The sequence below is a fragment of the Acinetobacter sp. AOR18_HL genome, from assembly GCF_027855145.1.
In the GTDB taxonomy this organism is placed as follows: domain Bacteria; phylum Pseudomonadota; class Gammaproteobacteria; order Pseudomonadales; family Moraxellaceae; genus Acinetobacter; species Acinetobacter pittii.
Window position 1 is genome coordinate 396,539 of the sequence record NZ_JAKTIG010000031.1, and the last position, 24,284, is coordinate 420,822.

Genomic DNA, 24,284 nt, shown 5'->3' on the forward strand with positions numbered 1-24,284 from the left:
TAATAATAAAGTTAATTATTTACCAAATGTTATATTTTAAAAAATTTTATTAAAAACAGCACCAATAGATAGATTAAAAAAATAACATTCAAAAAATTATAATAATTTTTCTTCTTGTTTTTTTATGAATGTATATTTAGATTTAATTAAGATTAATTGAAATCAGATTTGTATTTTTTCAATTTAGTTTAAGCAAAATTAAACTTTACTTAATAGCGACTATAATATTTTAAGGAGAAAGTATTATTGCGACAAAATCATGTGACATTTTAAATCAATTATATTTCAGTACTTAACCATAAAAATCCACCCAGCATTAAATTATATTCAGCCAGGAAAGATTAAAAAACTCATGAAACTTAAAACAAAATTTTCTCATCTCGCTTATAGCTGTGCATTAATATTATTCGGTTCGGTGCAATTTGCTCATGCAGCTCCTTTACTTACTCCCCATGTTACAAATGAAGTAAGCCCTGCTCCTACAGCAAATGCATGGATTGAAATTGATACTCAAGCTTTTGAAGATAATATTAAAAGGACAACTCAGTTACTTAATGGCAAAACACAACTTTGTATAGTCATGAAAGCTAACGCATACGGCCATAGTATTGATCTACTTATGCCAAGTGTTATGAAGTTAAACGTATCTTGTATTGGCATTACCAGTAATGCTGAAGCGGCTATGGTGCGTAAGCATGGCTATAAAGGCAAAATTACACGTTTACGTACAGCCACAGATAGTGAAATTATCAACGCACAGGCTTTAAATATTGAAGAGCTTTTAGGTAATTATGACCAAGCTGCTCGTATGTCTAAATGGGCAGAAGCGAACAATACAACTGTTCATTACAGCTTGGCTTTAAATTCGGGTGGTATGGATCGTAATGGTCTTGAAATGGCTACGGCTCTAGGCAAAGAACAAGCTGTGGCGATCACCAAACTTCCCCATCTTAAAATTGACGGCATTATGACCCACTATGCCGTAGAAGATGAAAAATTTGTCCGTGAGCGTCTGGCGCAATTTAATGAACAAACCGCATGGTTGATTAAAAAAGCCAAACTGAATCGTAAAGAATTAACATTACATACAGCTAATTCATTTGCTACTGTAAACGTTCCTGAATCACATTTAAATATGATTCGTGCAGGTGCAATTATATATGGTGATTTTCCTAATCACCCTGAATTTAAAGGCATGATGGCATTTAAAACACAAATTGCCGCGGTTAATAATTACCTTAAAGATTCAACTGTGGGTTATGACCAAACCTATACTTTAAAACGTGACTCTAAACTTGCAAACCTCCCTGTAGGTTATTCGGATGGCTATCGTCGTAGTTTTAGTAATAAAGCTTTTGTATTAATAAATGGACAAAAAGCGCCAGTAGTTGGTCGAGTATCAATGAATACTGTTATGGTTGATGTAACCGATATTCCAGAGGCAAAAGCAGGTGATGAAGTTGTATTATTTGGTCGTCAAGGCAATGCGGAAGTTAAAACGAGTGATTTAACCAGTCTTACAGGCCATATTTTGACAGAAGCCTATATCCCGTGGAGTAACTCTAATCCACAAGTGATTAAGCCCCTTCAATCTCAACAACAAGTGATATTAACCAATAATAAAGTTACGGCAAACGCCCACTAAACTTTAGGTGAATTGATAGGTAGCCCTATATTTTGAAAAGTATCGGGCTACTTTATAGCCGAATCACATCTTTTAAACGATCTTATTCCATCCAGTTTTTATATAAAAAAAAAGGACATTTGCATGCCCTTTTTATTTTTTACTTAGTTTAGCTTGCGTGCTTGAAACTATCAATTTGCTTAATCTCATAAGGCAAACCGACATAGTTTTCGGCCAAGGTGGTTTTACCTGCAATCGAGCCAAGCACATAACTTAACTCGGCTTGTTTAATCTTGTGATCAAATTCGCTCTCAGTTTCAAAGCGATGCAACAAGTGAGTCATCCACCAAGAAAAACGCTCCGCTTTCCATACACGTTGTAGGCATTTTTCTGAGTATTCATTTATACCTTGCTCGGAACCTTCGACATAATATTCAACAAGCGCACTTGATAAATAAGCAATATCAGAAGCAGCAAGATTGAGGCCTTTTGCTCCTGTCGGTGGAACAATATGCGCAGCATCACCTGCTAAAAATAGTTTTCCGAAACGCATTGGTTCGGTCACAAAGCTACGTAACGGCGCGATACTTTTTTCAATAGAAGGTCCTGTCACTAGCTTTTCGCGGCTTTCAGGGTCTAGGCGGTTTTTTAACTCATCCCAGAACTTTTTATCCGACCAATCTTCGACGTGATCTGTTAAAGGGACTTGTAAATAATAACGGCTACGTGTTTCTGAACGCATACTACATAAAGCAAATCCACGCTCTGACTGTACATAAATGAGTTCATCGGCTACAGGTGGCACATCGGCCAACACCCCTAACCATCCAAACGGATAAACTTTTTCAAAGGTCTTAATTTTATCTTCTGGCACGCTGGCACGGCAGACGCCATGGTAGCCATCACAACCAGCAATAAAGTCACACTGAATTTGAAAGGCTTTACCTTGGTACTCAAACTCAACTTTTGGTGCAGTGTAAAAATCTTTTACTTGTACATTTTGAGCTTCATAAAATGAAGTGAGCTGCTCTGCTTCACGCGCAGTCATTAAATCTTTAGTCACTTCGGTCTGACCATATACGGTTACTTGTTTACCACCCGTGAGTGCAGCCAAATCAACTCGATGCAATTCACCATTGGTTAAGATTTCGATGCCCGAATGTGGTAATCCTTTTTCTTTTAAGTTTTGGTCAACGCCTGCTTGTTTAAGTAAATCGACCGAAACTTGCTCTAAAATTCCTGCACGAATCCGTGAAGCCACATATTCAGCACTACGTTGCTCAACAATAATATGGTCGATGCCAGCTTTATATAGAAGTTGCCCAAGCAATAACCCTGCTGGTCCAGATCCAATAATTGCAACCTGTGTCTTTAAAATATCCATAACTTCATCCTTGTTTCATCCTGACTTTTAAATTACTGGCTTTAAGTTTTGTGCACTATGTATCCAAGACGAAAATAACCGTTTATCATTTAGTTTGTCCGAATAGCGGACAGAAACAACCAAAATAACAGGAATGAAAGGATGTCTTCTCTCGATGCTTTTTTAGAGCACCCGAACTCGCATGAGAAAATTCGTCAAGAAGATTACATTGCAGGGTTAGCAAAAGGCTTGGCTTTGCTGGAAGCTTTTGGAACAGATCGCCAGCGGCTCAATGTCACTCAAGTGGCTGAGCGAACCGGTATTAGCCGTACAGCGGCAAGGCGTTATCTAAAAACTTTAAAATACTTAGGCTATTTAGAAACCGATGAACATTACTTTTGGCTCACGCATCGCGTGCTGCGCTTTTCAAGTTCTTATTTAAGCTCTGCCCACCTGCCTAAAGTTGCTCAATCATTTTTAAACCTTTTGTGCGCGCAGACGTCTCTGACTTTCTCAATTGTGGTATTAGACGATAACGAAGTGGTGCCAATTGCGCGTAGCTATTTACCGCAGCAAGATAATTTACGTGTAAGCCCTTATGGCATGCATTTAGGAAACCGACTGCCTGCCCATGCCACGTCTACAGGTAAAGTATTGCTGGCTGCACTACCCGAAGAAGCTCAGCATACGTGGGTAAAAAATTATGGTTTAAAACGCTTAACCCCGTTTACCATAGTAGATGAGTCAAAGTTTTTTGAAGTGCTTAAGGGCATTTCCTTATCGGATTATTGTCTTTCTAAAGAAGAACATGAGCTTGGCGTAATTGCGATTGCAGTGCCTGTATTTAATGCGCAAGGTCAAGCGATAGCTGCGCTTAACTGTATGTCTCAAACCAACCGTGTACAAGAAGACTATTTGGTTCAGCAGATTTTGCCATTGCTACGTAACACGGCAAATGAACTTAGAAATGTAATTTAAATAGACTTAGAAACTCTTGTCATTAATTAGAGATACAAGAGTTTCAGCTCATGATTTTAAATGGCGAATTCTTTCACTTGCTGGTTTGCCAGATCTAATGCATTGCTGCGATAGGCCTGCATGTCTAAGCCTTCTGCATAGATAAAATCGACGTCATGAATGCCCATTAGACCTAACACCGCTTTGAGATAAGGCGTGACTGCCTCAGTCTCTTGGCCAACATGAATACCGCCACGACTACTTACCACCACCGCTTTTACCCCTTCAACCAAACCTTGAGGATAAGTTTCGGTATAGCAGAATGTTTGTCTTGCGCGTGCCACCAAGTCAAACCAATTTTTGAGTTGAGTCGGCACATTTAAGTTGTACATGGGTGCGCCAATGACCAATAAATCAGCGCTTTTTAATTCAGCAATTAATTCGTCCGACAAAGCAACGATCTGCTGAATGTCTTGATTTACATTTTCAGCCCCACGAAGCGCCTGAAAAATTTCTAAATCTAATACAGGCAGGTTCATTTCAGCTAAATTGCGTATGGTGATGTCATCTTGCAAACCTTGGTCTTTACGGTGTTCAAGCATGACATCAATTAGGCGATTGGTTTGTGAACCCTCACCCATAATGCTGGATTTTAATACCAATATTTTAGCCATGACCATCTCCAATTTTTTGATGAAACCATATTAACTCCACAATAAATTCAACAGTGGTGATATTATTTCTTTATATTGGTTCCTTTTAGGCAACAATCATGCAACATGAGCTAAGTGCAATTTCTATATTTGTGACGGTGGTCGAAGCTGGAAGCTTTGTAAAAGCTGCCGAGCAATTGCATTTAACTCGCTCAGCCATAAGTAAAAATATTGCTCGCCTTGAAGAACAGCTTGGCGTTGCTTTATTTAAAAGAACAACACGTTCACTCAGCATGACTGACGAAGGCGCTTTGTTTTATGAACATAGCCGCCGAGCAGTGAATGAAATACAAAATGCGGCGGCGTTATTAGACCAAGGGAAAATAAACGCAACAGGCCGTTTAAGAATGTCTGTGCCAGTGTTGTTCGGGCAACTCTTTGCTGCCCCGCTTATGGTTAAATTTGCTCAGCAACATGCGGACTTACAGCTAGAAATTTCATTTAATGATCGAAATGTAGACTTGGTTGAAGAAGGTTTTGATTTATGTATCCGCATCGGGGCATTGCCTGACACCACTCAGCTCGTTGCCAAATCGATTGGTGAGCATCGAATGCTACTTTGTGCCTCACCTGACTATTTAAATGAAGCAGGTCCCCTAGAAAATATTGAAGACTTAGACCAGCACGCCACGATTGCCGATCCGCATTTTGGTCAAATGCAAAAATGGCGACTTCAAAAGGAAAATGACGAGCCATTATTTATAAAACCCAAAGCAAAACTTCTTTTAAATGACTTACAAGCCATTAAAAATGCAGCGCTTGCTGGAGCTGGTATCGCTTGGCTACCCGACTGGCTCATTCAAAATGAATTACAGGACGGTAAGCTGCTACAAGTGTTAGAAACCATGTCGAGCATTGCTTTTCCGATTCATTTGGTATGGCCTACACTGCCTTTTATGCCACTCAAAACCCGCCTTGCAATTGATTATTTGGCACAGCATTTACCCCCTGAACTGAACTAATAAGCTTAAAATAAATAAGGCCTCGTCCACTTGAACAAGGCCTTTTTTAATATTCAAAGCCAATGTTTATTGCTTATATTCAAATGCATTGACCGCCTTATTCGCATTAAGGAAACAATCCAACATCTTTTCCCGATCAATTGCCCCATCTGAACTTAAAAGCTGAATGATTGCGCCTTCAATCATATATAAAAATAGTTTGGCGTCTTGAAAAGTCGCATCGATTTTTAGTTTTATAAGCTGGCTATAAATTTCATTCAGCAGCCATGTGCGATATCTCACTGCGGTGATATAGGCTTTTGGATAGCTCAGTTTCGTTTCAAACATGGCTTTAAATAATAGGTAGTACATCCCCTCTACATCGGTATGTAAGAAATAAAGCTGTTTGAGTTTATCGGCCGCGCTTGTGTCTTGGGCGTACTCAACAATTGAGACCACTTTTTCTTTTAAACGTTCTTTTTGCACGATCAAACAGATTTCAATAAACCGCTCTTTTGAATGAAAAAAGTTATAAAAGGTCGCTTTGGTAATTTCACATTCTTTGACGATTCGATCTACCCCAACGGTATGAAAGCCACGATGGTGAAATAAATCAATTGATTTGTTGATGACTTGTATGGCACGGGAAGAAAGCACTAACTTTGGCATAGTTTTACTGTTATAAATTCTTGTTGTTTGTAAATGAGATAAAAAGCCTGTGCCCTTTCTGGGAGAAAAAAAGGCACAGCAAAGCCGTAAAGACTGTGCTTGGCACATCTCAAGTTTTGTTGTTGCTAAGTTTTAAGTAAAAAAGACTTTAAGCCTGAAAACCTTAGGGCGTTCAAGCTGCTTTAATTTTTAAGCTGTGTCGTTATAGCTTTTGGCATTGAGAGCCAAGAAATAATGGATGTACAAAGCCAACTCCTTTTTATTGGGAGTTCTGCCGACATTAAAATTATGGTGGCAGAACGAAGGGGGTTCGCGGACTGGCCTTAAGACTCCAGCACACCCAAGGGTGTCCCCCTCCGTTCCACCATAGAGGGGGCACGAGGGTGTACACACTAAAAGTATAAAACCTTTAATGTTCCTAAGGGACGGTCCGCGACGACCGACTGGCAATGTAGGCCAGCAGGCAAAGAATAGTGCCCAACCCTTTTGCAGTCAAGCACGCAAAATGCCATTTGTTTTAAATTAAATCATTAGAAAAGTAAGGCTAAATAATGAGGGAGTTATTGTTAAGTGTGGGTTGTAGAGAGAGGATTTTTTGGCTTATTGCGGTGCTAATTTTGAAATGTAAGTGGGAAATTAGAGATTTATTATCTCTTTAATACAGCTTCGTTCCCCGTATCAGAATACTTACTTAAGGCTTTGGTTTTAAATCTTCAACCCATACATTAGGTACACCTGAAAAATAATCTCTCAATCTATCTTCCACATGCTCTGGCTCCCAGACCGCTGCGCATTCTAAATCTTTAACTTCCTCATATGTTGCAGGCAGAATATTACCTTGGTGATAAATTGAAAACTCCTTGGTAATCACATCCTGCATGAAATATTTATTTGATATCGCCAAATCTGCCTCAATAGGCTTATTGTCAATCACTACCCATTGACCAGAAGTAATAGCATATTTCATTACGGGCAATCGAAATAATTCTTTTGCTGAATAAATCTTATCGAGACCAAGACTAGAAATATTATCTGTAAAAAAGTCATAAAAAAGTGTTTCCTCTTTATTTATGACCCGACCAAATGCATATTGACCATTTTTTAAGTCAATTTGTAATAAAGCACCAATACTAAAATTCTGCTTTTTCATTTACTACTCCTCTTTAATATTTCTAACTCCACTAAAGTTGGATCACATTTATATCCTTTACTATTAGGATGAATGTTAGTTATTTTTTATTAAATATCAAAAAATCAGTCATCAAACTTAGTAAAAATTTTAATCCTCTACTCTAAAGAGTCGAGTTCAAATGCAACGATGGATGAGGGAATAGAAATAGTTTTACTAAAGTTTTCTTTGGCTCAACGAGTCATATAATGATCAAAATCAGGTTTGTAATAACGATAAATTACGACCCGATGACTAGCTTAGAAAATTGAAATTTTATGCCTCTACTGCTCAAAAATTTTTTAATCTTATCCAGAAATTTAAAATCACTCATAAAAGGATCGAAACGATAAATAAGTTCTATAACAATTTTTTTGCCAATAGCTTGTGCATACTTTTCATAAACATCACCACTCTCAATGAAATCAATATACTTATTTATTTTTTCTTGCAGGATATAAAGATGCTCATCATTCCCCCATACGAAATGATCAGAAATCGTTAACACGACATCCCCTTCTAGACTAGTGCTAATGAAATCTATACTTTCCAAATTATCTACTGTCATCATTTTCTCTTATTTATTTTGGCCGAACAATTTCCATCTTTTAGGATTAACTAGATAATATAAACTTATTGAATAGCTCTTTAACCTTTGAAGTAGTGTTTGTTTTATCAAAAAAGAATGAAACTTGATTTGGCTCAAACTTTATATGGAAAAGCACAGAATGCTTTTCCGTTAAAAAATCTTCAAATTGATCTGCAAGCTCCAAATCCTGACAAACTAGTATTACACCGTATTCAGGATCTTCTATAATTTGTACATTAGGGATTGGGTTATTCATTTACTATTTCTCTTTAATATTTTTAACTCCACTAAAGTTGGATCGCGTTTATATCCTTTACTATTAGGATGAATTTTGATGAGTTTGTTATTTCTTATTAAATATCAAAAAATTAAATACAAAAATCAAGGAGTGACATAACTTATCTTTCTTTATCAGACTGCGATACTAATGAAGCAGCTAAAGTCTTTGTGGTACCATTATATTTTTCACTTTGTAATACTCTAGACGCTTCTGATTCCATTTCACTTCCAGTTTGTTTAGTGGAGTGCGTTTGGGCTAAAGCTGATCCAGCTAACTTTTTCTGAATTGCTGAGGAAGATGGATCTCGCAATACTTCTGAAGCTAATTTAGCAACTTTATTTGAAGTTTGTTTTGAATTTTTAGACATAATAAAAACCCCTTAGTTAAGAAATTCTTATCATATCTAAGTTTTTAAATTGATCAATATATGAACGACTAAAATTGTCGTAGCAAAATTTATTCCCGATTAAATACAATTAGATTTGGCAAAAAACAGATAAGGTTGACCTTATCTGTTTTTATAAAATTTAAGCAACCTCTTCCTTTGATTTTATTTCTTCTAATATATTTACTAATTTAGCTAAGTTTTGCTCTGGATCTAACCACCAATCTACCGTCCAAACCGATAAAACTTCCCAGCCTAGTCCGTTTAAAACAGTTGGTCTCAGCTGATCTCGATCTCGTGCTGTAGCTGCTTTAGCGTAGTTTTCACCATCTACTATAATACCTGCAATATAACTACCCAAATTCAAATCATCTTTAATAGCTATATCTACACAACTATCGCCCTGACCTATTCCAAGATCCACACTCCAGCCTTCTTCTTGCAACTTAGCTTGTAGGTACTGTACGAATTCTTTTTTAGCCTGCTGTTTACTTTGATCAGTATAATTTAAATGCAATTGACCACTTCGAGCAAAAATGAGGAAGTCTTTTAGATCCCTTACACCTTCGCTATTAGTACGTGCTAAATTAATTTCTTCCGGACTCAAAGCAGAGAAAACATGTAATCCTTGACGAGCACGAGTAATTGCTACATTTAAACGACGCTGACCACCTTGACGGTTAAGCGCACCAAAATTCATTGATAAGCGGCCATCCTGATCTTTAGCATAGGTAATTGAGAAGACAATAATATCGCGCTCATCCCCTTGTACATTTTCTAAATTCTTAACGAATAAAGGTTCAATACCTGATTTACTCAAGGTCTCTAATTCAGGATGATTCACCAGTTCATTATCCAGTAAATCCTCAATTAACTTTTGTTGAGTCATATTGAAAGTTACAACACCAAGAGTCAGAGGGTTGTCTTGCCCTAACTGTGACTGTAAATGCTGAATAATAAATTCCACAATCGCCTTTGCTTCATTACTATTGGTACGTGTATCGCCTTTGTCGTATACACCCTCAACCACATGTAGTTTTACAGCCGTATCTTTGGCAACAGGTGCAGGGAAAGTAAATAAACCGCCTTTGTAGTATTTCTGATTACTAAATTGAATGAGGCTTTCATAACGGCTACGGTAATGCCAGTTCAAGGCCAATTCTGGTAGCTGAGCAGCAAGGCATTCATCTAGAATACTTTCTAGATCTTCGGTTACTTCTTCATCGATTTCTTCCTCAGAATCTCCTTTACCAAAGAAACTTGTTGGCGGCATTTGTTTATTATCACCCACCACAATTGACTGTTTACCTCTCGCTAATGCACCAATCGCATCCCATACGGGAATCTGTGATGCTTCATCGAAAATCACCACATCAAATTTTGCTTCTGTATCCAGATATTGAGCAACTGATAACGGACTCATTAATAAACATGGTTTTAACCCAACTAACACATCAGGAATCTGACGCATTAATTCGCGTACAGGAATATGACGGCGCTTTTTACCTAATTCTTTATTGAGAACAGTCCACTGAGCCTTATGTTTATCTTGTTCACTAAAAATAGCATTCCAACGATGAATAATCTCATGACTCGCAGCAAGCTGGTGATCTCTGTCTTGCTGTGCAAAAGTTTGGATCTTCTGTTCATGTTGTTGACTATTGAACTGATTTAATTCTGGATGTTGACTAAATTGATGAGTAATCCAGTGTCTCGCTAAATTAATATTCAAACGCTTTAAAGCAGCATCCAACTCCAATGGAGTATCTAAGAGTTCAAAGGCCAACGGTTTTAACCCATGTTGAATCAACTGGCTTTTTATAGCTTGCCAATTTAACCAATGTCTCCAAGATGAACTGTGTTGTTGTAATTGATGCTGTCTTGCGAGGATTTCATTAAAATTAATATCTAGATATGGAGTAAGTTGAATATCATTTTTTAGCGCATGATCATTCAGCAATTGACTGAATGTATTTTCCACTTGAGCTATGTTTTGTTTGATTTCATCCAAACTATTATTTTTACTAAATTCCACGGCTTTTAATAAAGTTGCTTGATCAGTAATTTTTGAAGCAACTATCTGCTTAATTTCTTGCCACTGATTATGAATAGTTTCAAAACTTTCCCACGCACTCTCTTCACTCTGCCAGTAAGGACCAAGTTTACTCGCCAACTGATTTTCATATTCAGTGAACTGTTTTTGTTGACTTTGGATATGTTGCAAAATTGGCAAGTCATGTGCAACAGCCAAAGCTGTAGGACGTTGAGTTGAGGTTTGATAAGTTTTGAGCAAATTTCTCAACTGAAACTTTGCGAACCATGAGAATGGAAAAATTTTTGATTCTGCTTCACGCCATTTAAAACCAATTTGACTTAAATCTGCTTGATAAATTTGAGATTGGTATTGTCCAGTTAATGAAGAACGCTGTTGTCTTAAATCTTGGACTATTTGTTTCGCTTGTGTGATTGTTCCTAAATTTAAATCTTTAACAACACTTAGTAATTTTAAATCGGTTTGCTGAACGAGATCGGATAATGCCTTAAAAATAGTAATATCATGTTTAACCTGACTCAGATTTTGCTTTTCTTCAAACCCAAAGACTTCTTGCCAAGCAGACATTGAATTTTGCAAACGTTGTATCTGGTCTACAAGTTGATCTTGTAATATCTGATACTGCTCTTGCCATGCCAAACTCCAAATTGGACCAGCTAAACCCTCAGCGAAACCATTCAATACATCTTTTGAATTTTCGTTGACGAGCTGACGTAAACTTACAGCTTGTGCAACTGTCTCACTCATTAGCTCCCGTTTTTCTGCTGTCAAAGTCGCAATATTGATATCAGGAAAACGTAAATGCGGAGTATCCCGATAACGAAGTTCATCACTCATTGCAGCATATAAACTCCAGCCTATCGAATGTGATGTATGGAGGTTTTTTACATGTTGATTCAGTTCATCACGGGTTTGAATTAATCTATCTGAAAGCTTCTGCCATTCTGTTGTTTTAGGTTGAGTACTAAGGAAGTAAGGATCATTATTTTTCTGCGCTCTTTCTCTCAGTTGATCAAGTACTTCCATTTTTTGAGATTTTGATGAGTGTAACTGCAAGCACAATTCACTTAAGCCAATTTGTGTCAGACGACGATAAACGACTTCTAATGCAGCCATTTTTTCAGAAACGAATAACACCGATTTACCATCTGCCAAACATTGAGAAATCATATTGGTAATGGTCTGTGACTTACCTGTACCAGGAGGACCAGATAACACAAAAGTACGCCCCAATGCTGCGGACATGACTGCTGCCAGCTGCGAAGAATCAGACGATAATGGCGTAAATAATTGTTGTGGCTTATATTGTTGGTCTAATTGAGCAGGTTGCGGGAATTCATCTTGTTTAATAAAAGGTTCCCGTGGGGATTCAATCAGATGATTTACTACAGATTGATTTTTTAGTTGATCCATCCGTGAAGACAAATCAAGCCACATTAAATATTTTGAGAATGAGAACTGACCAATTGCAGCCTCAGCTTTTACTTCCCATCCAGGTATATTTACAATCGCCTTTCGTACAATATGTAAAACCTGATTAACATCTATGCCGGAATCATCTGTTGGTAAAGGATTTAAGCCCGCAATATCAAGTTCAAAATCCTGTCTTAATAATTGTAATAAGGTAGAGTTAAAACGTGGCTCATCATCATACATAAATAGACGATAGCCTGTTTTAGCTGTCTCACGTGTAATCTGTACAGGAATGAGTAGTAACGGTGCCTTAAATGTACGTTTTGAGCGTTCGGACTCTCTCCATTCAAGAAAACCAACCGCAAGAAATAAGGTATTGGCCCCTCCTTCTTCTAATGCAGTACGCGAAGCACGATAAATCTCAACTAAACGCTTGGTTAATGTGCCACTATCTAAAGAACTAAATAGTAATCTTCTTGCAAGGCTCTCATCTACATACTGATAAATATGCTGACTTTCATTTTCTCGTTGTACTCCTTTAAGAGAAATAGTATCAATACTTCCAAAGAAAAATCCCTCTTGATTTGCAAGCGTATCTTCAAGCTTACTAAGCGTTTTCTCAGAACACTGTAATGGGATGCTGTAACGATTATCTTTAAAATTTAATAGCTTGTTTCTTAGACTTAAATCTAACAAACGCCGTAACCAGCGATCTACTCTTGTCACTTTATTTTCGGTGGTCTGTGCTTCTACACCATACGCAGGGGTAGAAGTAGGTATCCATTCAACCTCTGTGTCATCCACATAACTTTTCTTGTCTTGTAATGTAGAGATTGGCTTAATTCCTCGTAAGCGAGATTGTCTCACATCTATTGCAAAATAAAATTTCTTAGCAACATCATTAATATGAACTAATGCAGCATCAAGAGCTTTGTTAAGTTTTGCTTGTTGGGTTAATAATGTTGTCTCAATAAAAACTATTTCCCCTAACACATTTCTTTTTCTAAGTGCTTGAACATCATCAATAATCAGGTCAATATTTGGAGTTTCACTCAACCAGACACCGAGGTACGCATGTCCCTCTTCAATAATAAGTAAAGTATCTAAACCAATTTGTTCAGCTAATGCGCTTAATAGCAATGTTGTATCTAAACAACATGCTAGCTTTTCTTCAAAAATTTGTTTCACTAAACGTACACGTTGCCCGCTTTTAACAAAGCTTGCTGGACTAACAATATAATGAATGTCTTGTTCCAGTAAGGACTCCCAAATTGCGTTCAATTGAGATAAAACAGAATCTCTATCTCGATCCAAATACCCATTTAATGAACCTAATTGTTTTGATTTTAGAATTTCACTCGCTTTAACAAGAATTGGACTAAGTGCTGAAGCATTAGGTTGTGAAAAACTTGCCAACAACTCTATTGGCTGACGTTCTCCGCCCCAAGTATCAATGGTCAATACATCGATTTCTATCTGTTGTTCTGCTAGTAGTTTTTCATTTTCATTTAACCAAACTACTTCGATACTTCCTTTAATATTCTCAGGTATCTCTTGCAATAATTTAATATCAAAAGCTAATTTTGGTTTATCAAGAGCCAAGACTTGATTGGCTTCCAAACTCGCGATATTGATGATGTGTTCTTTGAAATACTCAGGATTAGAACGAATAACGATTCGAGAACCAGAAATTGTTTCAGTTGAAGAGATTAGAACTTGTCGAATAAGGGGCACTGAATTTTGCTGTAAAACAAAGTTCAAAGCTGATGCACAATCAACCTTTAATGAATATTCAGGATTAGGTTGTTGTTTATTATCAATTTCTGGCACTATTGCCCCCTTATCTATTTTATTAAATCTAATTAAAGACGTATTTAAAAAACTAAAGTTACAATATTAAATGATATATGTCTTATTTTGAAATTAAACAAACAGCAATATTGAAATAAACAGCAAGTTCTTGCTGCGTTACTATGTGTTGATTCAGCTATTTTATTTATATGACATGAGACTCATAACCTCATAATATTACGGCGCAAGTCTGTAACACGTAGATGTAAACAAAGCGACTCTATTATTTAAACCGTCTGTTATCACAACTTCATAATGTGCGAATTTTTTACTACTTCCAACCTTAGTTGCCGTTGCAAATAACACTCTATCTTTCGCACCGCTCATATAGCGAATATCCGCCTGTAAGCCAGTATATGGCGCATCCCCTGCATTACAAGCCATCGCAAAAGCAATATCAGCTAAAGAAAATATGACACCACCATGTACGCCGTCCAAGGCATTCATGTGTTCATCTTTTACATTAAGCTGACAACGCGCTTCATCAAAACTGCGATGCAGCACTTGTACACCCAATAGCTCTGCGAATTGATCAACCGCTGTGGTTTCCATATTTTGCACAAACGTCTCCCTACTCGTGCGAGTATTCCTTAAATGTTATGAATCACTATGTATTGAAATCGACTTTATAAGCCGTTAAATACTATCTTGTTTAATCTGATAGTTTGAAGCACTAAAGTCCTTATAGGTCAGGCGGTCATCCACCTCTGAGCTTAAAGGCTGAACTTCTTGCATTGAGTTTAAGCAGCGCTGTGCAAGCTCAATGTATTCTTGCGTACCTCTAGTTTTCCACTTTTTTTCTTGTTCTGATAAATCACGTGCAACCTTGGCAGGACTTCCCATTGCCAATACATTTGCCGGAATAATATCTTTGGTTTTGACCAGACTATTTGCGCCAATAATGGTGTTTTCACCAATTTCGGCATAGTCCAAAATTACGCTGTTCATGCCGACCAAAACATTTTTTCCAATGCGGCAGCCATGTAAAGTTGTGCCATGCCCAATGTGCCCCATTTCCTCAACTAAAGTCACGCTTTGCGGAAAACCATGTACGGTACAGCTATCTTGTATATTGGCATTTTGCTTAATATGAATACGACCAAAATCGGCACGCAATGAAGCAAATGGCCCAACATATACGCCCGCTTCAATAATCACATCACCAATTAGAACAGCAGTTGGGTGTACAAAAGCTTCTGGGCTAACGACGGGAATAACACCGTCAATACTATAACAAGGCATGATTTAACCTCTCATTTGTTGCCACCAAACCTCCGAAACGGCGCCAATAATGTGCTGTGGCATTTGGCATTGGTCCTTCTGCTGTTGCGGCAACAGACAAGAAGTATTCATCCGCAGGTTCAAATACTTTTTTATAAATATTCATTGATAACGTTCGTGCACTAATCGCGGGCCAGTCAGTTGGCAACAATTCAAGCGGTAATGCAGGGTCTTTCAACAAAATCCGACGATAATAATGAATCAGCAAAGTTCGAATTTGAAAGGCCTGAACAGGTTCGAGTTGTTCATTTTCCTGCATCAGCAACACGCCAATTTCTCTAAAAATATCGAGAAACTGTAAATATCTTTGGCGTAATTCATCGATGGGCCAGTTAGTTCTGAGCATACGTCCAATGGTATCGACCGAATTATTAAAGAGCTGCAAGGTTTCGGCTTTAAACACCACCACTTGCTCACTCATATTTAAGTCAACCAACAAGCGTTGCAGTTCAATACGGTTACAACCCGGATAAGCCATTAAGTTTGTCGAAATATTGGCAAATCCTAACCATTCGAGTTCTTTCTTTAACAACGCTTTATTTTCAGTGTCGAGGCTAGACATCAGAATAAGATCCCAATAATGGTCCCACTCTTTCATCTGGTCGTTATAAATGCGTTGCTCGGCCTGCAAATAGGTCGAACGGCTCGAATCGGTAATTCGATAAAAACTGGTTCTACCGATTTTGTCCGAACATAACCAATCATTTTTAACTAAACGAAAAACAGAGGTTCTTACAGCGCGGTCATTAAAACCAAATAGCTCTAATAACTGAATCAGGCTTGCAAGACTAATGTTTCCACCCCGATGAAGTACTGAATCTCCAAAAATTGTCGAAATAAGCGAAGTTCCACTTAAGGTTTCATTCTTTACAACAGAATCAATTATTTGCTGTATTTTTGCACTCATACTCATGTCTTGGCGTTTAGTTTCAGGGTATAGATTCTATACCCTGAATGATCTTGATGTTAAGCAATCTGACGCATATCGATTACCCGCTTTGCCTTACCTTCCGAACGAGGTAAGGTCGCTTCCGTTACAACTTCTACAGTAACGCTAATCCCAATCATGGTTTTAATGCGTTTCATCAACTCCTGAGCAAGTTGATTGGCCTGTATAGTACAGTTATGACACATCTCTGTACGAATATGCAAAGTATCCATATGGCCTTTTTTAGTCACCAAAATTTCATAATTTGGAACTAAATGCGGAACTTGCAAAATTTGCTCTTCAATCTGAGTCGGGAAAACGTTCACGCCGCGAATAATCAGCATGTCGTCGCTACGGCCCACAATTTTATCCATTTTACGCATTGCCAGATTTTCACCCGCCAGTAAACGGGTCAAATCACGAGTACGGTAACGAATAATCGGTAAGCCTTCTTTGGTAATCGTGGTAAAGACTAGCTCGCCAAGTTCGCCATCTTTACAGACTTCACCTGTTTCAGGGTTAATAATTTCTGGGTAGAAATGATCTTCCCAAATGGTTAATCCCTCACCCTCACCTAAGCACTGCATCGCAACACCCGGCCCCATTACCTCAGACAAGCCATAAATATCGAGTGCTTTAATATTTAGGCGTTCTTCAATTTCACGGCGCAGTTCGTTGGTCCATGGCTCGGCACCAAAAATCCCGACTTTTAAAGACGTATTACGTGCAGTACCAAATTGCTGTTCTAGCTTTTCAATAATACTTACGCAATATGATGGCGTAACCATAATTGCAGTCGGTTTAAAGTCTTGAATGAGCTGAACTTGCTTTTCAGTTTGCCCTCCAGACATTGGAATAACCGTTGCACCTAAGCGCTCGGCACCATAATGTGCGCCTAAACCACCTGTAAATAGTCCATAGCCATAAGCCACCTGAACCATATCTTTCGCGGTTAAACCTGCCATGCGTAAGCAACGTGCAACAATGTCCGACCAAGTATTAATATCTTTTTGGGTATAACCCACCACGGTCGGTTTACCCGTTGTGCCTGATGATGCATGTAAACGCACAATTTGCTCTTGCGGTACGGCAAACATCCCAAACGGATAGTTGTCTCTTAAATCCTGTTTGGTGGTAAATGGAAACTTCGCCAGATCGTCTAAAGTGACGAAGTCATCAGGATGTACACCCGCTTCATCGAACTTTTTCTTATAGACCGGACTATTTTCATATACAAAAGTCAGGGTTTGCTTTAACCGTTTAGTTTGCAGCTCTCTAAGCTCTGCAAGTGTTAATTGTTCAACATTATCCGTTGTAAGGCTGTCCATCGCCTATCTCCTCATTATTAATTTTTAAAACCGTCTGAATTAATTTAAATTTTCCAAAATCAGTGCGACGCCTTGTCCAACACCTACACACATCGTGCAAAGTGCATAGCGTCCACCGCGTTTTTTTAGCTCACGTGTTGCTGTAATTACTAAGCGAGTACCACTCATACCGAGCGGATGGCCTAACGCAATCGCACCGCCATTTGGGTTCACGCGTTCATCGTCATCTTTTAGGCCAAGTTCACGCATACAAGCCAAAGATTGGGCTGCGAATGCTTCATTTAGTTCAATCACATCCATCTGATCTAGCGTTAAACCTGTTTGCTTTAAAATTTTCTGCACAGCCGGAACAGGACCTATACCCATATATTTGGGTTCAACCCCTGAACTTGCAATACCAATCACACGTGCTAAAGGTTTTAAATCATGTGTATCTGCAAATTCACGGTTGGTAATTAACACACATGCGGCGCCATCATTTACACCAGAGGCATTTCCGGCAGTCACCGAACCACCTTCTTTTCTAAATGGCGCTTTTAGTTTTGCGAGTGCTTCAAGTGTCGTTTCACGCGGATGTTCATCGCGGTTCACAACGTTCACGTTTTTCTTACGGTCTACAATCTCGACAGGCAAAATCTCATCGTTAAAGAAACCGTTTTGTTGTGCCGCAGCGGTTTTTTGTTGGCTACGCAATGCAAACGCATCTTGGTCTTCACGACTAATCTGATATTTTTCAGCTACATTTTCCGCAGTTTCCGGCATGCTGTCGGTGCCGTATTGTGCTTTAAGTTGCTTATTTACAAAGCGCCAGCCAATGGTCGTGTCATAAATTTCAGGTGTACGACTAAACGCTTCTGTTGGTTTAGCTTGTACAAATGGCGCACGGCTCATCGACTCAACACCACCTGCCAACACAAATTGTGCTTCACCTGCCTTAATTGAGCGTGCTGCAAGTCCTACCGCATCTAAACCCGAAGCACATAAACGATTGACGGTCATGGCTGGTACTGTATCAGGTAAGCCTGCTAACAGTGTTGCCATACGTGCAACGTTACGGTTGTCTTCACCTGCTTGGTTGGCACATCCCAAAAACACTTCGTCTACCGTATTCCACGGTAGGTTCGGGTGTTTATCTTTTAAATATTTGATGGGCAATGCAGCTAAATCATCTGCACGTACAGCACTTAGGGCACCTGCATATCGTCCAATTGGGGTACGAATAAAATCGCAAATTAAAACGTCTTCCATGTTGACTCCTGATTATGCAAATTCGGTCATATCACGTGAATATTGAGTAGCAATGTTTTGAGTTTTCGCTACGTATTGCTTGAGGTAGATACTCGCGCGATATTTTTCCTCTCCATACAGTGCATATAAGTTATTTAAGGTTTGGAGCACATAAGCGCCACCCATTTGTGTCAACCACTGGTAAGGGCCTTTAGGATAATTCACTCCATATTTCATGGCATTATCAATATCTTCCAGACTCGCAACTCCATGTAAACTTGCTTCGCAGGCTTCATTAATGAGTAAAGCGATGGTACGTAAGGTTAACAGTGCCGGATGGTCTTTAATCCACATCACGCTCATACCAAACTGTGCAAAGTAAGCCTCAACTTTAGCCAGATCATTTGTTTCACAAAGCTCGTTATGACTGAGTACTAAAGCCTCTGCGTGCTCAAAATCATGGTGCCAATCCATTAAAACCACTTTACGGCTTAGGTAATGAATATTGGCAGACTCACCTTGGCTTAAACGTAAGTCGATATCATCAATTTGAAGGATATTGTCATCACTCGCAGATCCGCCTTTTAAACCTAAACGGGTTAAAAACGCAGGTAGCTGAGACCAAGTCCCTTTTAGCTGAATATGGGCATCAACTGGTTTGGCAACCACAGCTTGAGGCTGAAATGTCTCGTACTGATTTTTTTCGTTATAACTATAGAAACCCTGTTTTGACTTACGGCCCCAAGCACCTGCATCGACCAATTCTTTTTGAATGAGGCTTGGGCGGTAACGTGGCTCGTAAAAGAACTCTTGGTAAACGCTTTGGGTTACTGAAAAGTTAACATCTTGACCAATGAGGTCGGTGAGTTCACACGGTCCCATCGCAAAACCGCCGCATTGCTTTAAGGCATAGTCTAGTTGGTCATAGCTAGTGACCTGTTCTTGCAGTGCTCTAAAGCCTTCTGCATAAAACGGACGTGCAATTCGGTTAACAATAAACCCGGGAGTCGACTTGGTGAGTACTGGAATTTTTTTCCAATTCAACATCAAGTTTTTTAAAGCCAGACATAAGCTGTTTGGTGTTTTTAAACCTTGTACAATTTCAACCAATTTCATGACTGGCGCAGGGTTAAAAAAGTGTAAACCCACTACGCGCTCAGGATGAGCAATACCCGCCGAAATTGCAGTCACTGAAATTGAAGATGTGTTACTTGCAAAAATGGTTTGCGCACTACAAATTTCAGCAAGTTGCTTAAATAAAGACTGTTTAACTTCTTTTTTTTCAACGACGGCTTCAATAACTAAGTCAGCATCACACAGTGCTTCAACTTGATTGACCACCGTTAAACGCGCTAAAGCTTCATCCGCTTGCTGTTGGGTAAGCTTGCTCTTTTCAACCAGCTTTTTAAACGTCTGCCCTAAACCTTGAGCGGCTTGTTGCGCTTTTTGAGCGTCTAGATCATATAAAATGGTCGAGTGCCCATTGACGATGGCTAACTGGGCAATGCCGATGCCCATGGTGCCAGAACCAATGACGGCAATTCGGGCACGAGATAAATCTAAATCTGTCATGCTTAGCGCCCTTTAAAATTTGGTTCACGTTTATTCATAAAGGCTTGTACACCTTCACGATAATCTTCTGAACGACCAGCAATGCGTTGTAAATCTCGCTCTAAAAGCATTTGCTCATCAAAGGTGTTATTGCTTGATTGATGAATGGCTTTTTTAATAAGAGATAAACCAAATGTAGGCTGTTTCGCTAAACGTTCAGCGAGTTCAGTCACCTTTGTTTTAAGCTCGGTGTCTTCAACCACATCCCAAATCATGCCCCATTCTTTTGCGGTTTCTGCCGGCAACTTGTCCCCTAACAAAGTTAAGCCCATAGCACGCGCATGGCCTACAGCACGTGGTAAAAACCATGTACCCGCCGAGTCTGGAACCAAACCTAAACGGCAAAATGCTTGTACGAAGTTTGCCGATTTAGCTGCAATCACCAAATCACATGCCAAGGCAATATTTGCCCCTGCACCTGCTGCCACACCATTTACCGCGCAAATCACAGGCTTTGGCATATTTACAATCGTTTTAATGAGCGGGTTATAGTAAGTTTCAATGGAATATCCTAAATCTGGTGCTTCAGCGTTTGGGTCTACTACACGGTCACCTAAATCTTGCCCTGCACAGAAGCCGCGGCCTTCGCCACTAATCACAACACAGCGAACATCCGGATTTTTGGTCCACAGGTTTAAAACCTCAGCCACTTCACGATGCATATCAACGTTAAAGCTATTCAGTGCTTTTGGGCGGTTAAATGTCAGGTAGCCAACACCATTTTTTTCTTCAGCAATAATATTTTGATAGTCCATCACTCACCTCTAAACACTGGCTTTCTTTTCTCAAAGAAAGCATTAATCCCTTCGTTCCGATCTTTTGTAGCCGCCAGCCAGACAAAGTTTTGTCGTTCAAACTTGAGTCCCTGACTTAACGTTGTTTCATGAATACTTTTAATTGATTGTTTAATCACGCGAATCGCTAAAGGCGCTTGTTTGGCAATTTTGGCTGCCAGTTGAACCGCATATTCAACGGTTAATTCGGTTGGCACCACTTGACTGCAAATGCCATGTTGCTCGGCTTGTTTTGCCGAAATCATCTCACCTGTCATGGCCCAGCGCATGGTGAGTTGTTGCCCAACCAAGCGTGCTAAACGTTGTGTTCCGCCTGCACCCGGCAACATACCCAAGGTAATTTCAGGTAAAGCAAAACGGGCATTTTCACCGCAAATCACCATATCTGAATGCAAAACCAACTCAAACCCAGCGCCTAAGGCATAACCATTGACTGCACTAATCAGTGGCTTACTAAAGGCATCAATTTTTTGCCAAAGCTTCGGGCGAATATCGAGTTGCAAAGACACGGTATCCATTGCAGCCAACTCACTAAGATCTGCACCAGCCGCAAAACACTGAGCGTTACCCGTTAAAACCACTGCTTTGACTTGAGCATTATGTTCAGCTTCTTCGAGCAACTCGCATAAACACTGCAATGTTGCATTGTTTAAAGCATTTCTTTTTTCCGGACGGTTTAGGGTTAATAACAAAACACCGTCAGCAGCTGTGCTGGCTTTGATCAACTCTTGCATGACAGCCTCTACTCATCAAAACTCAAGCGAACATTTGAGCCTTTTGGTAAGGTCTGACAGCTCAGCACATAGCCCTTTTCAACTTCATCTTCTTCAAGACTATAGTTAAGGAACATGTCGACTTCGCCTGAAAGCACCTTACAGCGACAGGTCGCACACACCCCACCTTTACATGCGTACGGCAAATCAGCACCAGCACGTAAAGCCGCATCAAGAATACTTTCATCATCTTGAGCCACAGAAACAATCAGTTCACGACCATCTAAAATGATGTTTACTTTTTCTTCTTTACGGTTTGCATCTGCTTCAACACTACGTTTACGCGCTTGTCCTGTATGAAAACGTTCGGTGTGAATGCGCTCTTTGGCAATACCAAAGTTCGGTAAAGTATTTTCTACGGCATTCATCATTTCGTCTGGGCCGCAGGCAAACACATGGTCAAAGTTTGTTTCAAGCACTTCATAATCAAAAAGTTGCTTAAGCTTTTCTGCATCAATACGACCGTTCATCAGTTCGCTATCATTGAACTCACGAGAAAAGATATTGATGAGTTGAAAGCGTTCTTTAAACTGATCTTTCAAATCCATAATTTGCTCGGCAAACATGGTTTGTTTCCATGAACGATTGCCATAGAGCAACGTAAATTTAGCTTCAGGTTGTTCAAACAAAACTTGTTTAACAATGGATAAAATTGGGGTAATACCACTGCCCGCAGCAACGCCTAAATAGTTTTGACCGCCCATCTTGGCTGCTTTTTGAAAAAACACACCTTGTGGTGGCATGACTTCAAGCACATCGCCCACTTTCAAATGGTCATTTGCCCAGTTTGAAAATTGCCCTTGATCAATTTTTTTAACCGCAATGCTGATGTCTTCTTTACCCGCATAGCTACAAATTGAATAACAACGGCGGATTTCACCAGCTTCGGTTAAGTGGCGAATGGTTAAGTGTTGACCCGGTTGAAATTGGAATTGTTCTTGTTGTTCAGGTACAACGTCAAATGCAATACAAATTGCCTGATCGGTTTGAGGCGTAATACTTTTTACTTTTAATGGTACAAATTGGCTCATGGCTGATTTCCTTATCTAAAGACTTAAATACATTTGAAGTAATCAAAAGGCTCAAGACAGTCCTGACATTTATAAAGTGCTTTACAGGCGGTAGAACTAAACTCTGTTAACAGTCGGGTATGTCGGCTTTTACAACGTGGGCACTCGACACCATTTGTTAAGTGAACATGAGTTCCACATTGATGCGCCAACCCTTCAGGTGGTGCAATGCCATAGACTTGCAGTTTCTTTTTACCCGCTTCAGACATCCAGTCTGTGGTCCATGCTTCTGACAAATCGACCATCACTTTGACCGGTGTCAAAGCTTCTGCGGTAAATGCCTCAACAATTTGTGCTTTCAACATATCTGTTGCTGGGCAACCGCTATATGTTGGCGTTAGACGAACAATAATTTCTTGTTGATCGTTAATCTCTACACCGCGAATCATGCCTAAATCGACAACAGATAAAACTGGAATTTCAGGATCACTGACTGTTTGTAGAATATCCCAACATTGGTCGATGCAATGACGAATCATTTGCATGGCTCACCTCCTTGTCTTACCAGGTCATGCCCGGATAAGTTCTTTGAATACTTTGCATTTCAGCTAACAAATAACCTAAATGCTCAGTATGCAATCCTTGTTTCGCACCACGGCGATAAGCACCGTTCACAGCAACATTCAATTCAAAACGCTTAAGCTCATCTGCAATGGTTTGGTTCCATTGTTCTTTTTCATTTGAAAAATCTGGAATCACGCCTTGTGCAACTAGTGCTTGTTCGTCTGCACTCAGTTCAAATAACTCAGCGGTAAAGCGCCATAAATTATTTAATCCGTCTTGCACACGTTGATGTGCTTCATCTGTGCTTAAACTTAAACGTTCCATCCAGCTTGTTGAAAAGCGGATGTGATACTTCACTTCTTTTAAAGATTTGACAGCAAGCGCACTTAATTCAGGAAGTGAGCTTTGCGTTAAAGCCGTAAATAAATGAAGATGGTAATGGTCCATCAACCACTGGCGTACAATCGTTTGTGCAAAGTCCCCATTGGGTTGTTCGCACAACAAGAGGTTTAAAAACTCACGTTCTGTACGGAAATACGCAAGTTGGTCTTCATCACGCTTGGCTTCATCATATTGACCAGCCAAAGTCAGAAAGTTTCTTGCCTGACCCAACAAGTCCAAACCGATATTTGCTAAGGCAATATCAATTTCAAGCTCAGGTGCATGTCCGCACCATTCAGCCAAACGCTGAGATAAAACCAGTTGACTGTCGCCAATATGTAATAAGAATTTAGATAAAACTGAATGATTCATTTGCCATTC

Annotated in this window: 22 protein-coding genes; 3 read left to right on the forward strand and 19 right to left on the reverse strand. The window is 39.4% G+C overall.

Annotated elements, in window-relative coordinates; genetic code table 11:
• Positions 1-352: 352 nt before the first annotated feature.
• Entirely contained in the window at positions 353-1,645 is a 1,293-nt protein-coding gene (gene alr / locus MKL51_RS10010) for an alanine racemase (protein WP_017481529.1), read from the forward strand.
• A 148-nt stretch (positions 1,646-1,793) separates the two neighbouring features.
• Here the strand turns inward: alr and pobA are convergent, their stop codons facing one another.
• Positions 1,794-3,008 carry a 4-hydroxybenzoate 3-monooxygenase gene (gene pobA, locus MKL51_RS10015; RefSeq protein ID WP_057089807.1) on the reverse strand — a complete coding sequence of 405 codons (1,215 nt, stop codon included), beginning with the start codon at positions 3,006-3,008 and terminating at the stop codon, positions 1,794-1,796.
• Between the two features lie 141 nt (positions 3,009-3,149).
• On the opposite strand from pobA, the gene pobR reads away from it, so the two are divergent.
• Positions 3,150-3,965: an IclR family transcriptional regulator PobR gene (gene pobR / locus MKL51_RS10020; RefSeq protein WP_017481527.1), complete on the forward strand. Its 816-nt coding sequence runs from the start codon at positions 3,150-3,152 to the stop codon at positions 3,963-3,965.
• 56 nt (positions 3,966-4,021) lie between these two features.
• Here the strand turns inward: pobR and MKL51_RS10025 are convergent, their stop codons facing one another.
• The gene (locus MKL51_RS10025) at positions 4,022-4,618 is read right to left on the reverse strand and encodes an NAD(P)H-dependent oxidoreductase (RefSeq protein WP_017481526.1); all 597 of its coding nucleotides are present in this window, start codon (positions 4,616-4,618) and stop codon (positions 4,022-4,024) included.
• Between the two features lie 98 nt (positions 4,619-4,716).
• Here MKL51_RS10025 and MKL51_RS10030 point away from each other — a divergent pair, with 98 nt between their 5' ends.
• Complete coding sequence (locus tag MKL51_RS10030; protein ID WP_017481525.1) at positions 4,717-5,619, forward strand: LysR family transcriptional regulator; 903 nt, start codon at positions 4,717-4,719, stop codon at positions 5,617-5,619.
• 66 nt (positions 5,620-5,685) lie between these two features.
• Here the strand turns inward: MKL51_RS10030 and MKL51_RS10035 are convergent, their stop codons facing one another.
• The 17 genes from MKL51_RS10035 to paaC all read right to left on the reverse strand — a co-directional run bounded on the left by MKL51_RS10035 (position 5,686) and on the right by paaC (position 24,275).
• Positions 5,686-6,267 (reverse strand): TetR/AcrR family transcriptional regulator, encoded by a 582-nt coding sequence (locus MKL51_RS10035; RefSeq protein ID WP_057089808.1) that lies wholly within the window; start codon positions 6,265-6,267, stop codon positions 5,686-5,688.
• A gap of 691 nt (positions 6,268-6,958) precedes the next feature.
• The gene (locus MKL51_RS10040) at positions 6,959-7,417 is read right to left on the reverse strand and encodes an Imm26 family immunity protein (RefSeq protein ID WP_057089809.1); all 459 of its coding nucleotides are present in this window, start codon (positions 7,415-7,417) and stop codon (positions 6,959-6,961) included.
• A gap of 259 nt (positions 7,418-7,676) precedes the next feature.
• Positions 7,677-8,006 (reverse strand): DUF6572 domain-containing protein, encoded by a 330-nt coding sequence (locus MKL51_RS10045; protein WP_228129604.1) that lies wholly within the window; start codon positions 8,004-8,006, stop codon positions 7,677-7,679.
• 43 nt (positions 8,007-8,049) lie between these two features.
• Positions 8,050-8,280 (reverse strand): hypothetical protein, encoded by a 231-nt coding sequence (locus MKL51_RS10050; RefSeq protein WP_017481520.1) that lies wholly within the window; start codon positions 8,278-8,280, stop codon positions 8,050-8,052.
• A gap of 142 nt (positions 8,281-8,422) precedes the next feature.
• On the reverse strand, positions 8,423-8,671 hold the full coding sequence (locus MKL51_RS10055) for a hypothetical protein (protein ID WP_017481519.1): 249 nt from the start codon (positions 8,669-8,671) through the stop codon (positions 8,423-8,425).
• Between the two features lie 160 nt (positions 8,672-8,831).
• Complete coding sequence (locus MKL51_RS10060; protein ID WP_017481518.1) at positions 8,832-13,985, reverse strand: DUF4011 domain-containing protein; 5,154 nt, start codon at positions 13,983-13,985, stop codon at positions 8,832-8,834.
• Positions 13,986-14,183: 198 nt separating this feature from the next.
• Positions 14,184-14,567, reverse strand: coding sequence for a PaaI family thioesterase (locus tag MKL51_RS10065; protein ID WP_017481517.1), 384 nt, complete (start codon positions 14,565-14,567; stop codon positions 14,184-14,186).
• A gap of 75 nt (positions 14,568-14,642) precedes the next feature.
• Positions 14,643-15,248: a DapH/DapD/GlmU-related protein gene (locus tag MKL51_RS10070; protein WP_017481516.1), complete on the reverse strand. Its 606-nt coding sequence runs from the start codon at positions 15,246-15,248 to the stop codon at positions 14,643-14,645.
• The gene (paaX, locus tag MKL51_RS10075; protein WP_000062822.1) at positions 15,235-16,200 is read right to left on the reverse strand and encodes a phenylacetic acid degradation operon negative regulatory protein PaaX; all 966 of its coding nucleotides are present in this window, start codon (positions 16,198-16,200) and stop codon (positions 15,235-15,237) included. Before paaX ends, MKL51_RS10070 begins: the two co-directional genes overlap by 14 nt.
• A 53-nt stretch (positions 16,201-16,253) precedes the next feature.
• Complete coding sequence (paaK, locus tag MKL51_RS10080) at positions 16,254-17,543, reverse strand: phenylacetate--CoA ligase PaaK (RefSeq protein ID WP_017481515.1); 1,290 nt, start codon at positions 17,541-17,543, stop codon at positions 16,254-16,256.
• Between the two features lie 39 nt (positions 17,544-17,582).
• On the reverse strand, positions 17,583-18,791 hold the full coding sequence (gene pcaF / locus MKL51_RS10085) for a 3-oxoadipyl-CoA thiolase (RefSeq protein ID WP_017481514.1): 1,209 nt from the start codon (positions 18,789-18,791) through the stop codon (positions 17,583-17,585).
• 12 nt (positions 18,792-18,803) lie between these two features.
• Positions 18,804-20,342 carry a 3-hydroxyacyl-CoA dehydrogenase gene (locus MKL51_RS10090; protein ID WP_017481513.1) on the reverse strand — a complete coding sequence of 513 codons (1,539 nt, stop codon included), beginning with the start codon at positions 20,340-20,342 and terminating at the stop codon, positions 18,804-18,806.
• A gap of 2 nt (positions 20,343-20,344) precedes the next feature.
• On the reverse strand, positions 20,345-21,136 hold the full coding sequence (paaG, locus tag MKL51_RS10095) for a 2-(1,2-epoxy-1,2-dihydrophenyl)acetyl-CoA isomerase PaaG (RefSeq protein ID WP_005047939.1): 792 nt from the start codon (positions 21,134-21,136) through the stop codon (positions 20,345-20,347).
• Positions 21,136-21,909 (reverse strand): enoyl-CoA hydratase-related protein, encoded by a 774-nt coding sequence (locus tag MKL51_RS10100; RefSeq protein WP_017481512.1) that lies wholly within the window; start codon positions 21,907-21,909, stop codon positions 21,136-21,138. Before MKL51_RS10100 ends, paaG begins: the two co-directional genes overlap by 1 nt.
• An 8-nt stretch (positions 21,910-21,917) precedes the next feature.
• Positions 21,918-22,979 (reverse strand): 1,2-phenylacetyl-CoA epoxidase subunit PaaE, encoded by a 1,062-nt coding sequence (gene paaE, locus MKL51_RS10105; RefSeq protein WP_017481511.1) that lies wholly within the window; start codon positions 22,977-22,979, stop codon positions 21,918-21,920.
• 23 nt (positions 22,980-23,002) lie between these two features.
• Positions 23,003-23,503, reverse strand: a complete 501-nt coding sequence (gene paaD, locus MKL51_RS10110) for a 1,2-phenylacetyl-CoA epoxidase subunit PaaD (RefSeq protein ID WP_017481510.1) — start codon at positions 23,501-23,503, stop codon at positions 23,003-23,005.
• Positions 23,504-23,519: 16 nt separating this feature from the next.
• Positions 23,520-24,275 carry a 1,2-phenylacetyl-CoA epoxidase subunit PaaC gene (gene paaC, locus MKL51_RS10115; protein ID WP_017481509.1) on the reverse strand — a complete coding sequence of 252 codons (756 nt, stop codon included), beginning with the start codon at positions 24,273-24,275 and terminating at the stop codon, positions 23,520-23,522.
• Positions 24,276-24,284 lie beyond the last annotated feature (9 nt).

Coding starts and splice junctions, on each gene's coding strand:
- pcaF (WP_017481514.1), bottom strand. CDS start 18,791: ATGGAAGACGTTTTAATTTGCGATTTTATTCGTACCCCAATTGGACGA.
- pobA (WP_057089807.1), bottom strand. CDS start 3,008: ATGGATATTTTAAAGACACAGGTTGCAATTATTGGATCTGGACCAGCA.
- MKL51_RS10090 (WP_017481513.1), bottom strand. CDS start 20,342: ATGACAGATTTAGATTTATCTCGTGCCCGAATTGCCGTCATTGGTTCT.
- paaC (WP_017481509.1), bottom strand. CDS start 24,275: ATGAATCATTCAGTTTTATCTAAATTCTTATTACATATTGGCGACAGT.
- paaD (WP_017481510.1), bottom strand. CDS start 23,503: ATGCAAATGATTCGTCATTGCATCGACCAATGTTGGGATATTCTACAA.
- MKL51_RS10040 (WP_057089809.1), bottom strand. CDS start 7,417: ATGAAAAAGCAGAATTTTAGTATTGGTGCTTTATTACAAATTGACTTA.
- MKL51_RS10070 (WP_017481516.1), bottom strand. CDS start 15,248: ATGCCTTGTTATAGTATTGACGGTGTTATTCCCGTCGTTAGCCCAGAA.
- MKL51_RS10035 (WP_057089808.1), bottom strand. CDS start 6,267: ATGCCAAAGTTAGTGCTTTCTTCCCGTGCCATACAAGTCATCAACAAA.
- MKL51_RS10030 (WP_017481525.1), top strand. CDS start 4,717: ATGCAACATGAGCTAAGTGCAATTTCTATATTTGTGACGGTGGTCGAA.
- pobR (WP_017481527.1), top strand. CDS start 3,150: ATGTCTTCTCTCGATGCTTTTTTAGAGCACCCGAACTCGCATGAGAAA.
- MKL51_RS10025 (WP_017481526.1), bottom strand. CDS start 4,618: ATGGCTAAAATATTGGTATTAAAATCCAGCATTATGGGTGAGGGTTCA.
- alr (WP_017481529.1), top strand. CDS start 353: ATGAAACTTAAAACAAAATTTTCTCATCTCGCTTATAGCTGTGCATTA.
- MKL51_RS10050 (WP_017481520.1), bottom strand. CDS start 8,280: ATGAATAACCCAATCCCTAATGTACAAATTATAGAAGATCCTGAATAC.
- paaK (WP_017481515.1), bottom strand. CDS start 17,543: ATGGACAGCCTTACAACGGATAATGTTGAACAATTAACACTTGCAGAG.
- MKL51_RS10100 (WP_017481512.1), bottom strand. CDS start 21,909: ATGCAAGAGTTGATCAAAGCCAGCACAGCTGCTGACGGTGTTTTGTTA.
- paaG (WP_005047939.1), bottom strand. CDS start 21,136: ATGGACTATCAAAATATTATTGCTGAAGAAAAAAATGGTGTTGGCTAC.
- MKL51_RS10045 (WP_228129604.1), bottom strand. CDS start 8,006: ATGATGACAGTAGATAATTTGGAAAGTATAGATTTCATTAGCACTAGT.
- paaE (WP_017481511.1), bottom strand. CDS start 22,979: ATGAGCCAATTTGTACCATTAAAAGTAAAAAGTATTACGCCTCAAACC.
- paaX (WP_000062822.1), bottom strand. CDS start 16,200: ATGAGTATGAGTGCAAAAATACAGCAAATAATTGATTCTGTTGTAAAG.
- MKL51_RS10055 (WP_017481519.1), bottom strand. CDS start 8,671: ATGTCTAAAAATTCAAAACAAACTTCAAATAAAGTTGCTAAATTAGCT.